This window comes from Anaerotruncus sp. AF02-27 (assembly GCF_003465835.1).
In the GTDB taxonomy this organism is placed as follows: Bacteria; Bacillota; Clostridia; order Oscillospirales; family Ruminococcaceae; genus Anaerotruncus; species Anaerotruncus rubiinfantis.
In genome coordinates this window covers 1-14705 of the sequence record NZ_QSBX01000022.1, presented here as the reverse complement: position 1 = coordinate 14705, position 14705 = coordinate 1, and the positions used below count along the sequence as shown (strand labels likewise).

Below are 14705 nucleotides of genomic sequence, written 5' to 3'. Positions count from 1 at the left end.
TTCCGGGCCGGTTTTGTCCTTGCAGAGTTATTTTTTCTTTTTGCCTTCCCAGAAGATCTTGACGCCCTTGATCATCCGGCCATCCTTTATAATTTCATATTTTGTGATATAGTGCATCGAAACGAAATGGGTGAGCACAATTTCGGTGTAATCGCGGATGCGTTTTTTGCGCTTTTTGTCCGAATCGATATCGCCGAGTTCCCGATAGACCGATTCAAACAGGATCACATCCCGGATGATTTTGTTATGTTCGTTTTTCATCGCCTCGATCCGTCCGAGCAGGTAGGTCTTGAGCGGGATGGTGGTGGCGTTGTTGTTGAGCGGAGCCTTGAGCAGATCGATGGGCACGGTGGTGATCTGATTTTTGAGCTTTGCGTAGCTATGCAGTGGCGGTGTGTCGATGATCTGATACATTTCCGACCGCTTGCCGTTGACCACGCCGGTATATTTATTGAGCGGCAGCAAATAGCCGTCAATGGTGAACGATTCCACCCCTTCCGGCCCTTCGAGCTTCTGCTTGATCATGTGGGCTTTGATCTCCTCGGTCAGGTCGATATTGATGGAAAGGCGCCGCATTGTATCGAGCTTGGCTTTGATTTCCTCCATCAGCCCGTCGTCGACGGTGGGATTTTCCTTGCCGGTCATCGCGTGGTAGAGCATCGGCACGGTGAAGGAGGAATTTCCGCTTTCCAAAATCGAAACCACGCCGTTGATGATGGATTTATCATAATTGGTGAGCTGGAAATTGCCGTCGATCTTCATATGTTCCGGCGCGGCGATGGTGACGGCGGTCTGTATGGTGGGACTGCGGCGGTGAGAGACGGTGATCTCATTAAATTCCCGCAGCTGGGCGAGTTTTGAGGTGATCGGATCGATGGGCATGACGTAATTTTTGGGGCGGACCGCCTGTATGGCGGGCGCGACCGAGGCGAGACGGGAAATTTCGTCCCCCACGTCCGGTTCGAGCGTGAGCAGATCCTCGATCTCATCCGAAGTGACATTGCCCATGAGGATCAAAAACCGGCGCATATCTTCGGGCAGGTGGGAAAGGAATTCATAGTATTCCTTTGTGGAGGAAACCACATCCTGCACGGCGGAATCCACCATGCCGCCGTCGGCGGAGGAATCGAGCATGCGGGCGTTGCATTCCTGCACGGCGGAGAGCAGCCTGCTGCATTCATTCATCTGATCACGGACGGTATCGCGGGAGTACTTTTCCATGAGCTGGGGGAGCAGTTCGGAAAGCGCGCCGGAAAAATCCTCCGGGACGCCGGGTTTGACCGGATTGGTCGGCACAAAAATCACCTCGTTTAAAAGCCGCAGCAAAAGCCCCTGCCGGCCGTTTTGATTCGCATAAAGTATATCAGAAATCCGTGTATTTGTCATCTTTTTACCGCCTCCTATAAATAGCGATAAAAAAATGAAAAGGTTGCAATAAAATGCAACTTTAGATGCACTATATGGGTGAGCTGTTAAAATAAAGCAGCAGATTCGACAGGATTTGTCCGGATTTTCGGCAACATTTCTACAAATAGGAATATTTAGTATTGACAACCAATTACAGGTTGTTATACTGGGTATAAGGGGAGGTGTCTCTTCTGCGATGGAGACCGCGGAAGAAGCACATAACCGAAAGCTGATCAAAAAAATTTTTCAAGGAGGAAAGAACTTATGAAAAAGTTATTGGCACTCGTACTTGCCATGGCTTGCGCGCTGTCGCTCGGGATTCCGACGCTGGCGAAAACCGCCGACTACACCTGGAATCAGGTAAACGTGGAGGATTTCGTCGATGAGGACGGCGACAAAATTGCGGATGACGACGTCATTCGCCCGGGACAGACCATCTATTGGGTCTTTGGAAAATACAGTGATTATGACTACCTGCTTGACGACAAGATGGTGAAGATCGACGTCGACAAGGACGAAGGCTCCAAGAACATCGACGGCAAACCAAAGGTTGTCGGCAAAAAGCTGGGCAATCTGGGCCGTTGTGTCGCGCTGGAAATTGTCATCAAGGACACCTACACCGCCGACGAACTGAAAACCAAACTTGACATCTATATCACCGCGAAGAAAGACCTCATTGCGGACAACGCTGGCACGATCGTGAATGGCAACTATGAGTTCCCGCAGTTTAAACCGGGTACTCCTGGTTCCACGGGCGGAGATGTTACAGCTCTGAAAAAAGCCGTAGAGGATGCGCAAAAAAAGGTCAATGATCTGAACGCGGAAAAGACTCGTCTCGAAAAAGAAATTGCGGATCTGGAAAAAGCTCCTGCAATGGCGGAGTGGACGAAAGAGCGTACAACTGCCAGCGGTGCAACCTACAAATATTCCACGATTGACGAAGATATTCAGAATGCTTTAAATGCCAAGAATAATGCGCAGACTGCGAAGGATCAAGCAGATCAGGCGGTTACAAATGCGCAAACCGATAAGGGAGAAAAAGAGACAGAATATAATAAACTCAATGCGGCGGAAACGGAAAAAGGTTCCTATCTGTATGTCAAAAAATACGAGGAGCAGCTCAATACCGCGTTGAAAAATATTAATGATACCCTTATTGCTGCGGCAGATATTGGATATACCGGTGCAGATGGAAACAACTATAAGGTTACGACGACCGTTACAAAAGACAACGTCGGCAATATGGATTCGTGGACAGTCGAAAAAGTAGCCGCGGCTGGAGATTACACCACGGTTAGTGATGATACGGTAACATTAAAAGCCGCCATTAATGGTGCTGTCCAGAATGAGGTAGCTTTGGCTACCGCGGCGGTAGCCGCGCTCAACGGAATTACCAAAACTGCGGCTCAGCTTAAAACGGATATGGATCAGCTGGAGGCAGCTCTTGACATACTCAATGGTGATGCAGCTGTGAACGGTTCTATTTTGAATCTCCAGCAGAAGGCGGACGAGGCTCAGACGAATCTGACCGCTGCCACTACAAAGCATACCGAACTTAGCGCAGTGAAGGGTACCACTGAATATACGACTGCGCAAACAAATGCAGGTACGGAAACAACAAAATTGCAGAAAGCAAGAGAAGACCTCGCAAAGATCACCAAAGATGATGTTAATGATTCCAATACGCTGAAATATGCGGAAAAAGTGCTTGCGGACGCAAAGACTGCATTGCAAAATGGTGCGGGAAGCGTTGGCGGTCTTGGCTACCTGAAAAAGGGCGAAACCATGAAGGTCCCGATGACCATCTGGATCCAGAACGAAAACCGCGTTGACGACGACGCGACCTTCGTCGCGGGCGAAAAGGGCGTTGTGATCAAGCCTGTCAAGAACGAAGAGAACACCGTCACCTGGGAGGACAATAACGACACCCTCGCCATCATGAAATTCACCGCGGACAGCGACGTTGAATACTATATGCCGCGCATGGCCACCAAGTGGAACAACGAGGACTACCTCGATTACTTTGACGATATGGACGCTTATATCCGTTCCTTCGTCGGCAATCCGAGCATCCCCTGCACCTCCCGCGCGCGCCTGTGGATCAACAACCCGTTTGTGGATGACGACGGCGAAGAAACGATTGATCCGGACGACATCTATGTCTATGAAGTTGTCGACGGCGAGCTTTACGACATCACCGACAAAGTGGAATACACCACCAACGATGATGACGATTACGCGTTCCTGATCAAGACCCGTACCCTCGGCACCTATATCTTCTCTGACGGCCCGGCCGACATTGAAGATGAGGATGACGACGATTACGATCCGGAAGCCCCGGATAAGGTCGAGGTCAACAACAACAAGAAACCTGTCCCGCCGACCGGCTTCTAAGAGGCAGTTTCCATTTCGGATTCAAAACGACATGTTTTTGCAAAGCGGGCCGTGTGCCCGCTTTGCGCTCCCCTGAAAACTTCCTGTAAAATGGAAGGTATATCCACATTTGATCCTGTGGTCAAAGGAGCGGGCGAGTCTCCAATAACGCCCGCTCCTTTTTGCGACTTCGCTGTGAAAGGATTCTGCCTGTGAAATCTGTATTTCGCGCCGCCTGTATCGGGTTTGCGGCGCTTTGCCTCTTTTTTGGCCTTTTGCCGCTGGCGGTCTATGGGATTTTCCATACCGGTGTATTTTTCCTGCTGCTTTACGGCGGCGGGCTTCTGCTGCTTTGCCTCTGCTGGGACGTTTTTGATGGACAGGGGAAGATTCGCCGCAGCCTGCGCCCGGTATCCGACCGCCGCCGTCTGGATGCGCCGCGCTGGTGGAAACGAAGCCGCATGGCCGCCGCTGCGGGGCTTGCGGCATTTACCGTCTGGGGATGCGGCATGTCGGTCTGGATGGCTTCCTATGCTTATTTGAACCCGCCACCCGCGGATGCGGCGGTAATCGTGCTCGGATGCCAGGTTGTGGGGGATAAGCCTTCCAAAATGCTCCGGCTGCGGCTGGATGCCGCTTATGACTATCTGCAGGCGCATCCGCGTGCCTTTGTGATCGGTTCGGGCGGTCTTAACGACGGCGGGACACACAGCGAAGCGGAGGTCATGCGGCTTTATCTCGCGGGGAGAGGGATCGATCCCGCCCGGGTTCTCCTTGAGGATCGATCCCGCAACACGCGGGAAAACCTGGCGTTTTCCGCCGCGCTCATCGAAGCGCACAACCTGCCGCGCGTCACGGCAATTGCCACCGACGGCTTCCACCAGCTGCGCGGCGCAATCTATGCGAAAAAAGCAGGCCTTATCCCGTATTCCCTGCCTGCTCCGACTCCCTGGGGGCTTTTCCCGGCCTATTGGGTGCGGGAGTGGTTCGGCATCGCAAAGGCGGTTATCCTGGATTGAAAAGGCCCGCGATCCCCAAATGGATCGCGGGCCTTTTGCCGTTTTATCAGACCTTGAAGCTGTAGGAGGGAAATTCCACCGGACGGGAGTCCGAATCGCTGCCGCGCAGGATACGGATGGCGCGGGGGACATTGCGGATGTGCGCCCGATGGCGCATGCCGCCGAACTCGCCGTCAAGTGTCCAGGGGACCTCTTCCTCCGAGGTGATCTCCAGTTCCGAAGTGCGGAAAGCATAGACCGATTCGGAGCTGTATTCCTGCCGGAGCACCGCGTTCAGCAGCTGCGGCGCTTCGATTGCGCTCTCCGGACGGCGGATCAGCACCACTTCCAGCAGGCCGTCATTCATTTTCACGAGCTGTTCATGGATTTTGAACCCGCCCACCGAGGTGGAGTTGGTCACCATGCCGAAGATGAAGTCGTCCTCCACCGTTTTGCCGTCGTGCCTGACGATGAGGTGGTAATCCTTGATCGACGGGAGCCGTTTGATCCCCTCAAGGATATAGGCTGCCCGGCCGAGCAGGAGCTTACTTTGCTGCGGCGTCTGATAGGATACGTCAGTAAAAGCGCCGAACGCGGCGATGTAGGTGAAATACCGGTCCTCAAAGGCGCCGATGTCGCAGTCGAACGGCTGGCCGGAAACGATCACATGCGCTGCCTGCAGGATGTTTTTGGGGATATGCAGGCTGGTGGCAAAATCGTTGACCGTACCGGCCGGGATATAGCCGAGCAGCGGCTTTTGTGGCAGCGCCATCAGGCCGGTGACCGTTTCGTTGAGGGTGCCGTCGCCGCCGCTCGTCACAATGAGGTCACAGTCCTCCCCCTGTTCTTTCAGAATCTCCGGGATTTCCATCCGCCTCTGGGTGGTGTGGACAGATATCTCGAATCCGCTGCGGACAAACAGGTCGATCACATCGAGCGCCCGGGTCTTAATTTCCGATTTTCCCGCATTCGGGTTGATGAGGAAAAGCAGCTTTTTTCCCATATGTGGGACCTCCCTTTATAAATGCAATCGCTTTTTGATTTCCAACACAAGGTTTTCTCCTTCAAAGGAGAAAAGCGCCGCCAGGGAAATGATGCTGGCGGCCACACAGATGACCGGCAGATAGAGATTGGTGACCCATCCAAATCCCAGAAAGACGAGCGGAACAAAGCCAAACAGCCCGTCTATGACCAGATAGATGAGGCAGTCCTGCGCCTGCAGTTTCATCGCCTTGGAGATGGCCGCCATCGCGGCCATGGCGAAGATGCACAGCGACGGGATCACATAGGTGGTTGACCAGGCGTGCCAGCCGGTCAGTTCATCCCAAAGTACCGCCAGCAGAGAAAGCAGGAAAACCTGCCAACTGATATTTTTGGGCAGGTTGTGGCGGCGGATAATGGCGCTGTAAAGGCTGACCCACATACACCCCACCGCCAGCGCTACAAAGAACGCCCATGGCTTTCCGGCGGGAAACATCACATTGATGGCGCCGGATACGACCACCGCTGTGATGGATAAAAAGATCAGCATCCGCAGCACCAGATGATATTGGTGCCGTCCGGTGGGGATGACCGGGAAGGTTTCCGGTCCGCTTTCACCGGAAAGCGCGCCCTGGCAGAGCGGGCAGCGGTCACGATGGCCCGCGACCGACAAACGGCATTTATCGCAGTATAACATCGAACGCTCCTTTTTATTCATTGTCAGGCTGATTGGAGTGAATGGTGATCGAAAGCCCAAAGCCCGAGAGAATGCGGAAAAAATTTTTCTGAATATCGGTGCTCACAAACGGCGCGGTGAAGCTGAGCACCATCGTATCCCCATAAGAACACATGCAGAGATTCACCCGGTTGGTGCTGGTGAAAACATCAAACAGGCGGATATATGGCCGCAGCGCCTCTGGCATCGCGATCCTGCCGATATTCGAGAGCATACCGGTGACCTCCCTCTTTTTGAAACGGTTGGCAAGCTGCATCACCACATCTTTTGCGGCAAGCGGCATAATACGGGCCAGGGCGTTGTGCTCAAGGGCGGAGAACTCATTCATTCGCTGGCGCAGCCGGTCGGCGGTCAGCTCTTCGGTAAAGCTCTGCGCGACAGCCGCCACAACATCCGGGAAGGTCCAACCCTCCGGAAAGCCGTATCCCACATTGATGGTGCCAAAAAAATTGCGGGCCGACTCGGACGGGAAGTAGTTGCGCAGGTTGACCGGCACAGTCAGCACAACCGGTTTTTTGCGGTATCGTACCGGGATTTCCTCATGGATGGCGCAGAGCAGCGCCGCCGCGAGAAACGCCGTGACCGACGCGCCGTGTTCCCGCGCGAGCGCGACAGCGGCTTTTGCGCTCAAATGTCCCTCGATCACCCTTATGCGGTGCTCGGTGAGCCGCGCGCCCCGCACACGGACGGCGGACGGCGCGTGCTCCGGCAGGCGGGGTGGGGCTTCGGAATAGTATTTGCGGAAGCTGTCGGCTTTTTTCTGGGCGAAAGAAGCGTCGTAATCCATAGGAGGCGGGCCTTCCGGAAAGTCTCCGGCATGGCGGAGGGTCAGATAATGATAGGCGAGCAGCCGCAGAAACTGTAAGGCGCCGGTGCCGTCTGAAAGCGCGTGGTAGACTTCCAGATTGATTCGGTTCTGGTAGTAGGTCACCTTAAAAAGCAGGTTCTTGCGCACCCGGTCGTAAAGCGGCGCACAGGGACGGGTGTCCTCCTCATGGATGGAAGCCTCCCGTTCGCTCGCCTCCAGATAGTACCAGAAGAGTCCCTTGCGCAGCACCGACCGGTAAAGGGGGAACGCTTCCAGGGTGCGGTCGAGCGCCTGCCGCAGAGTTTCCGGTTCGACCGGCTCACAAAGCTCGCATGCAAATCGGAATACCTTTGGGTCGGCCGCGTTGCTGGTCGGGGGAAAGAGTTTGGCGGCGTTGTCCAGCCGGCTCCATTCGGCGGCTTTCCGGTTCTTCAAGGCTCGATCACCTCACTGAGAAATTCATTGATGACACCATAGGCTTCCTTCACAACCCGGAGGGTGGGCGGCAGAGTGATAAAGCCGTGCAGCGCTTCGCCGATCCGATGGATCTTCACCCGGTTGCCCTCGGCAAGCAGCTTTTTGCCATAGGCTTCCCCTTCGTCCCGCAACGGGTCATACTGCGCCGTGATGATCAGCGTATCCGGCTGGCCGCTCAGGTCTTCGGCCAGCAACGGCGCGAAATAAGGGCTTTTCCTGTCCGCTCCACAGGAAGCGTAGAGCTCCATATATTCTCCGATCCGTTTAGCGGTGAGGATGTAGCCCTCCCCATTTTCCCGCACCGACGGGAAGGGGGAACGGGCGGTGTGGTCATTGTAGGTGGCGGGGTAGAGCAGGATCTGACGGCGGGGCAGGAACTCCCCGCGGTCACGTGCCAGCAGAGACAGCGCTGCGGCAAGATTGCCGCCGGCGCTGTCCCCGATCAGGGTGATCGATTCGGCAGGCACGCCCAGCAGCTGCGCGTCGAGGAAGATATCCCGCGCCACGGCGTAGCAGTCCTCGAGCCCGGCCGGGAACGGATGTTCCGGCGCAAGACGGTAATCCACAGAAACCACCACATGGCCGGTCAATTTTGCCATATGGGTACAGGCGCGGTCATAGGTGTCGATATTGCCGGTTACCCAGCCGCCGCCGTGAAAAAAGAGCAGGATGGGATGCTCGCCTTCGGTTTCCGGCGTGAAGATCCGTACCGGGACGGTGTGATCTCCGGCGATGACGACATGATCCCAGGGCCTGTAGAAAAGCTTCACATGCCGCCCGGAGGAGATTGTGCGAATCTTTCGTTCGAATTCATAGGTCTTGGTAACGTCGAGATCCGGCGATAATGCACGCAGGATTGCCCGCACCGCTTTATTAAAGGCCATTGTTTCCTCCGTTTCAGATGGGTGCTGTATAAAATAATGCGTTTTTACTGCACCCGCGCTTAATTCATGAATTTGGCAGAACACGCGCCGCCGCGGATCGTCCCGCGCATAAGCCGGTATAATAGCCGCTCTGCGGCAATTATGCCACAAGCGCGAAGCGCGCGGTGGGATAATTGCGCATTGGGACGGCCGCGCCAAAGGCGCGGATCGTCCCGCGCATAAGCCGGTATAATAGGCGCTCTGCGGCAATTATGCCACAAGCGCGAAGCGCGCGGCGGGATAATTGCGCATTGGGACGGCCGCGCCAAAGGCGCGGATCGTCCCGCGCATAAGCCGGTATAATAGGCGCTCTGCGGCAATTATGCCACAAGCGCGAAGCGCGCGGCGGGATAATTGCGCATTGGGACGGCCGCGCCAAAGGCGCGGATCGTCCCGCGCATAAGCCGGTATAATAGGCGCTCTGCGGCAATTATGCCACAAGCGCGAAGCGCGCGGTGGGATAATTGCGCATTGGGACGGCAGCGCCAAAGGCGCGGATCGTCCTGCGCATAAGCCAGTATAATAGCCGCTCTGCGGCTATTATACCATATCTGCTCTCCTGCGTAAATGCGGGAAATCTCCGGCGCAGATTGTCAAAACAGAGCGCATGTGATAAAATAGGGGCAGAATATCATCCCTCTGAGGTTCGGCCTTATGGGAAAGGGGAGTGGCTCAATGATCACCTGTCCGAAGTGCGGCCGCCCGGTGAGCGGCCGGGCCCGGGCCTGCGGCTACTGTGGCCAGTCGCTGGTGCAGGATTATTTTTATCGGGAGGAGACTGGTACGAATCCCGCGCGTTCGAGCGCCGGCGCAATTGCGGGCACCACGCTGGGGATCTTTGGTTGTCTTGCGCTTTTGGCCGCACTCATATTTCATATGCTGGTGCTGTTTGGGCATGGGGATCCGGACTATCTGCCGGAGATGAACCTCGTCTGGTGGGTTCGTACCCTGCTGATGGCCGTCCTGCCGGTGGTGCTTCTGGTGCAGCTGCTGATCCTGCGCGGCGTGCGTTATTCCATGGTGCCGGACTGTGTGTGGCTGTTTTTGTCGGTTGCCGTGCTGATGGTGGTGATCCAGGCGTATCTGGATACCGGGGCGGACCGATTTTATGGCATGGCGATGATCCCATACCTTTTGGTGGTCGGCTGTGTGCTGGTGGCGTTCGGCGCGGCCGCCGGCATCCTTTCCTATCGCCCTTCGGCGTAAAAGATTTCAAAATGCAGGCGCTCCGGCTCGTTCGGAGCGCTTTTTTACTGGAAATAAAAGCCCGGATGCGGTATAATTCCTGTATACAAGCCCATCTGGGCCTTTGTGAAAGATAAGGAAGCGAGGCGGAATTCAGATGCTTAAGATTGGATTTTCCCCGGCGGATATCCTGATCCCCCAGAGTGTGACGATGGAAAACTGGAGCGTGGTCGCCTGCGATCAATACACTTCCGAACCGGAATATTGGCAGCGCGTTGCCGAACGGGTGAACGGGTGCCCGTCGGCCTATCATATGATCCTGCCGGAAGCCTGGCTGCAGGACCCGGCGGTCGAGGATCGAATTGGTCGGATCAATGGCGCGATGGAACAATATCTTGCCGAAGGGATTTTCGCGGAATATCCGGATACCTATATCTATGTTGAGCGCACTGTCGCGCCGGGTAAAATTCGCCGCGGCCTGATAGGGAAGATCGATCTGATGGAATATGATTATTCCAAAGGCTCCCAGTCGCTGGTGCGGCCGACCGAAGGCACCGTCGAGAGCCGTTTGCCGCCGCGCATCCGTGTGCGCGAAAATGCGCCGCTCGAGCTGCCGCACATCATGGTGCTGCTCGACGACAGCGCCCGCACGGTGATTGAGCCGCTTGCAGTGCGGATATCCGGAATGCAAAAACTTTACGATTTCAATCTGATGGAGCAGGGCGGCCACATCAGCGGTTATGCGGTGGACGCGCAGTCCCGCGCCGGGATCGACGCGGCGCTTGGCGCGCTGGCGGGTGCCCAAGCTGCGCAGTCGGCTTCGCCGCTTCTTTTCGCGGTGGGCGACGGGAACCATTCGCTGGCCACCGCGAAGGCCTGCTTTGAAAAGCTCCGGGCAGAGCTTCCAAAGGAACAGTGGGAAAACCATCCGGCGCGGTACGCGCTGGTCGAGCTGGTGAATGTACACGATCCGGCGATGGAGTTTGAACCCATCCACCGCATTGTCTGCGGGGTGGACCCGGACGCCCTGCTCGCGGAGATTCGCCGCTATTATAGGGTTTCGGACGCGGCGGACAGCGGACAATCGCTTACGTACGTGACAAGGGAGCGCACCGGACGCCTTTTCATCGAAAACCCGTCCTCGGCGCTCGCGGTCGGCACGCTGCAGAATTTCCTCGACGATTATCTCGCAAAGCATGGCGGCACAGTCGATTATATCCATGGGGACGACGTGCTGAAAAGCCTTGCGCAAAGTCCGGATGCCATCGGATTTTTGCTGCCGGCCATGCAGAAGTCCGAACTTTTCCCGACAGTGGTCGCGGACGGCGCGCTCCCGCGCAAGACCTTTTCAATGGGGCACGCCTATGAAAAGCGGTATTATCTGGAATGCCGCCGGATAAAATAAAGGAAACCAAAAAAAGGATGTGGGCTTGATGGCGCGTGAAAATCTGATCCGTACCGCTTTGGGCGAACGGAAGCCGGATCTGGTGCTGAAAAACGCAAAGGTTGTGGATGTGTTTTCCGGTGATATCTATCCGGCGGATGTCGCAATCGCGGACGGGCGCATTGCGGGGATCGGCAGCTACAGCGGCCCGGCCGAAACCGATCTTGCCGGGCGGTATCTTGCGCCCGGCTTCATAAACGCACACTGCCATGTGGAAAGCTCGATGGTAACCCCGCCCGCCTATTGCCAGGAAGAATTGGCCTGGGGTGTGACGACCCTCATCACCGACCCGCACGAGATTGCAAACGTCGCGGGCGCCGAGGGCATCCGCTTCATGCTGGATGCTTCCGCGGCTCTGCCGGTCAACTATTATGTGCAGGTGCCGTCCTGCGTTCCGGCCACGCCGTTTGAAAATGCCGGCGCGGTGCTGGATGCAAAAGCGTTGGAGCCGTTTTTGAGAGAACCGCGCGTCCTGGGACTCGGGGAGATGATGAACTATCCCGGCGTCGCGAACTGTGACCCGGACGTGCTTGACAAGCTGAACGCCTTTTCAGGACGCGTAATCGACGGGCACGCGCCGATGATCACCGGAAAAGGCCTGCAGGCATATGCTGCGGCGGGTATCCAAACCGACCATGAAAGCACTTGCTATGAGGAAGCCCGGGAAAAGCTTCACGCGGGCATGGCGGTGCTTGTGCGGGAGGGAAGCGCGGGCCGCCATGTGCGCGACATCCTTTCCGGTGTGGTCCGGGATCAACTGGACACCCGGCATATGGCCTTCTGCACCGATGACAAGCACCTGGTGGACATCCGCCGGGAGGGGGGCGTCCGCTATAATGTGAAACTGGCGGTCGAGCTGGGGATGAGCCCGGTCGACGCAATCCGGATGGCCACCATCAACGCCGCCCAAATCTACGGGCTGCGGGGGCTCGGCGCGGTTGCGCCCGGTCATCGGGCCGACTTGGTTGTGCTTGAAGATCTTCAAAATTTCGCGGTCGCCGCTATCTACAAGGACGGAAAGGCATTTTCGCGCGGAGCTTTTGCCTTTGGACTGATTGGCGGCGGGATGGAAGCCGCGCGGCATTCGGTGAAACTCCCCACGCTGTCTGCGGCTTGCTTTGCACTGCCGCAGCGGGAGCGGCAGCCGGTTGTGAACCTGTTGCCCGGGCAGATTGCCACTTCCAAAAGTTTTGTGCCGTCCTGCGAAGTGGATGACCTTGTCGCTGCTGGCGAACTGCGCAAGATCGCTGTCATCGAGCGGCATCACGCAACCGGAAGCATTGGTGTCGGATTGCTGGCTGGTTATGGCCTTACCCATGGCGCGGTCGCCACAACAGTGGCACATGACTCCCACAATCTGATTGTCGCGGGGGACAACGATGCGGATATGCTCGCCGCTGTGAAAGCGGCTGAACGGATGCAGGGCGGTTTTGTGCTCGTGCGGGACGGTCAGGTGCTCGGTGAGCTGCCGCTGCCGATTTACGGCCTGATGAGTGATCTTTCCGCCGACGAACTTATCGCGCGGCTTGACGCGCTCATCGAAACCGCGCATAAAGCCGGAATACGGGAAGGGATCGACCCGTTTATCACCCTGAGCTTTCTGGCTCTGCCGGTTATCCCTGAAATCCGGGTGACCGACTTGGGCGTTTTCGATGTGACCAGTTTTTCCTTCATCAAGTAAGTGGAAAGGGGCGGCGGTTTTGAACCCGTTTCCATTCTCAGACAGCAACAAACGCTACCACACCTATAGCTACGCCCTGCGCCGCCGGTTCGGCTCTAAAGTCTCCCGTGTAAGTCTCAATGCGGGCTTTACCTGCCCGAATCTGGATGGAACCAAGGGTACCGGCGGCTGCATCTACTGTTCATCAACCGGGAGCGGGGAGTTTGGCGGTGACCCACATGCGGATATCCGAAGCCAGTTTGCGAAGGTTGCCGAAATGATGGGGCAGAAGTGGAATACCGAAAAGCACATCGCTTATTTCCAAGCGCGCACCAATACCTACGCCCCGGTGGATACCCTCCGGCATTTTTATGAGGCGGCACTGTCCTGCCCGGGCGTGGTGGGGCTTTCGATCGCAACCCGGCCGGACTGTCTGCCGGAAGCGGTCTGTGACCTGCTCGCGGAGATTTCTGAACGCACCTATCTGACTGTGGAGCTGGGCCTGCAAACGATCCACGACACAACCGGTGAACGGATCAATCGCTGCCATACCTGGGCGGATTTCCTCACCGGTTACCAAAAGCTGCATACACGTAAAATTCATGTGGGCGTACATATCATCGATGGTCTGCCGGGCGAAACTCATGAAATGATGCTTCAGACCGCGCGGGAACTGGCGGGACTCGACCTGCACCTTGTGAAAATCCATCTGTTGCATGTACTCAAAGGAACCCGGCTGGCACGGAGCTATCTTGCTGGGGAGTTTCCGCTGCTTTCTCTGGAGGCATATGTACAGATTGTCTGCGACCAGCTGGAACTCTTCCCGCCTGGGTTTATCCTGGGGCGGTTAACCGGCGACGGCGCGCCAAGCGCGCTCATTGGTCCGGATTGGAGCCGTAAAAAGTTCTGTGTCCTCAACGAAATCGACAAGGAACTGGTTCGGCGCGATTCCTGGCAGGGAAAGCGGTACGCCGGCCCCGCCCAAAATGAAACAGATGCTTAACAAAAGGACCGCTGCGAAGAGCAGCGGTCCTTTTGTTGCCGGCCATACGAAACCGGCAAGCGGATTATTCGACGGGGACTTTAAAGATGATCTTTTTTACCGGGGCCGGGTCGCCTTGGCTAATCAGCGGCATATGCGCGTCCCAAGGGAAAAAGACTGTGAAATAGCCGGGCCGGACATCGACAAATAAACCGCGGCCGTTGTCCCGGTAAAAGGCGATATCAGGAACGTATGCCGTTTCAATTTCCAGGTCGCGGACCGGCTGGCTGCCCATGCGGTCGGTGCCCTCCAACAAAATTTGAATATCCGTATATTTTTGGTGAGCTTCCCAGCGGCAGGCATCTCGGAGTTTGGTTTTGTCATTGACGACATCGAAATAGATGCCGTTTCCGATCTCATGGCTTCCGGGGGCGAAGGTATTTAGATCGTTGGAAGCGATGAATTGCAGAGCCTGATCCATTTCAGCGCTCAGGCCAAGATAATGCCGGACATTGCAAAGTTTGTCATAAATCATTCGGAAACATCCTTTCTGTCGCTTTGTAAAATCCGCGGACACGCGTTCAACGGCTTTCTGCAACTTTATTCTAGCTGATCTTTCGGTAAAGATCAAGCGGACAAGAAGGCAGGGCTTGGATCACCTGAATTTCGCTAAACTTTGATTTTGCGAAATACATTGTTATTATTTTACAGCGTTCCCCTGCAAATATCAA

Annotated in this window: 12 protein-coding genes; 6 read left to right on the top strand and 6 right to left on the bottom strand. The window is 55.9% G+C overall.

The genetic code is table 11. The features are described 5' to 3' along the window. Positions 1-27 precede the first annotated feature (27 nt). Positions 28-1386, bottom strand: a complete 1359-nt coding sequence (locus DWV16_RS14340) for a hypothetical protein (RefSeq protein WP_118479892.1) — start codon at positions 1384-1386, stop codon at positions 28-30. A 285-nt stretch (positions 1387-1671) separates the two neighbouring features. On the opposite strand from DWV16_RS14340, the gene DWV16_RS14335 reads away from it, so the two are divergent. Both DWV16_RS14335 and DWV16_RS14330 read left to right on the top strand, forming a co-directional pair. Next, the gene (locus DWV16_RS14335) at positions 1672-3801 is read left to right on the top strand and encodes a hypothetical protein (RefSeq protein WP_118479890.1); all 2130 of its coding nucleotides are present in this window, start codon (positions 1672-1674) and stop codon (positions 3799-3801) included. A 191-nt stretch (positions 3802-3992) separates the two neighbouring features. Continuing rightward, positions 3993-4799 (top strand): YdcF family protein, encoded by an 807-nt coding sequence (locus tag DWV16_RS14330; RefSeq protein ID WP_066452455.1) that lies wholly within the window; start codon positions 3993-3995, stop codon positions 4797-4799. 46 nt (positions 4800-4845) lie between these two features. On the opposite strand, the gene DWV16_RS14325 is transcribed toward DWV16_RS14330, so the two are convergent. The 4 genes from DWV16_RS14325 to DWV16_RS14310 are packed head-to-tail and all read right to left on the bottom strand — an operon-like array spanning position 4846 to position 8664. Then, positions 4846-5781, bottom strand: coding sequence for a diacylglycerol kinase family protein (locus DWV16_RS14325; RefSeq protein WP_066452456.1), 936 nt, complete (start codon positions 5779-5781; stop codon positions 4846-4848). 15 nt (positions 5782-5796) lie between these two features. Further along, positions 5797-6456, bottom strand: a complete 660-nt coding sequence (locus DWV16_RS14320) for a DUF6320 domain-containing protein (protein ID WP_066452457.1) — start codon at positions 6454-6456, stop codon at positions 5797-5799. A gap of 13 nt (positions 6457-6469) precedes the next feature. Further along, positions 6470-7738: a hypothetical protein gene (locus DWV16_RS14315; protein WP_118479888.1), complete on the bottom strand. Its 1269-nt coding sequence runs from the start codon at positions 7736-7738 to the stop codon at positions 6470-6472. After that, positions 7735-8664 (bottom strand): alpha/beta hydrolase, encoded by a 930-nt coding sequence (locus DWV16_RS14310; RefSeq protein ID WP_066452459.1) that lies wholly within the window; start codon positions 8662-8664, stop codon positions 7735-7737. Before DWV16_RS14310 ends, DWV16_RS14315 begins: the two co-directional genes overlap by 4 nt. Before the next feature lie 693 nt (positions 8665-9357). Between DWV16_RS14310 and DWV16_RS14305 the strand changes: the two genes are divergently transcribed. From DWV16_RS14305 to DWV16_RS14290, 4 genes are all read left to right on the top strand, one after another. Continuing rightward, positions 9358-9909 (top strand): zinc ribbon domain-containing protein, encoded by a 552-nt coding sequence (locus tag DWV16_RS14305; RefSeq protein WP_118479886.1) that lies wholly within the window; start codon positions 9358-9360, stop codon positions 9907-9909. A 136-nt stretch (positions 9910-10045) separates the two neighbouring features. Beyond that, positions 10046-11293 (top strand): DUF1015 domain-containing protein, encoded by a 1248-nt coding sequence (locus DWV16_RS14300; protein ID WP_118479884.1) that lies wholly within the window; start codon positions 10046-10048, stop codon positions 11291-11293. A gap of 28 nt (positions 11294-11321) precedes the next feature. Next, positions 11322-13013, top strand: coding sequence for an adenine deaminase (gene ade / locus DWV16_RS14295; protein WP_118479882.1), 1692 nt, complete (start codon positions 11322-11324; stop codon positions 13011-13013). Between the two features lie 19 nt (positions 13014-13032). Continuing rightward, on the top strand, positions 13033-13995 hold the full coding sequence (locus DWV16_RS14290; RefSeq protein WP_066452463.1) for a TIGR01212 family radical SAM protein: 963 nt from the start codon (positions 13033-13035) through the stop codon (positions 13993-13995). A 64-nt stretch (positions 13996-14059) separates the two neighbouring features. On the opposite strand, the gene DWV16_RS14285 is transcribed toward DWV16_RS14290, so the two are convergent. Continuing rightward, positions 14060-14509: a YhcH/YjgK/YiaL family protein gene (locus DWV16_RS14285; RefSeq protein WP_147539458.1), complete on the bottom strand. Its 450-nt coding sequence runs from the start codon at positions 14507-14509 to the stop codon at positions 14060-14062. Between the last annotated feature and the right edge of the window lie 196 nt (positions 14510-14705).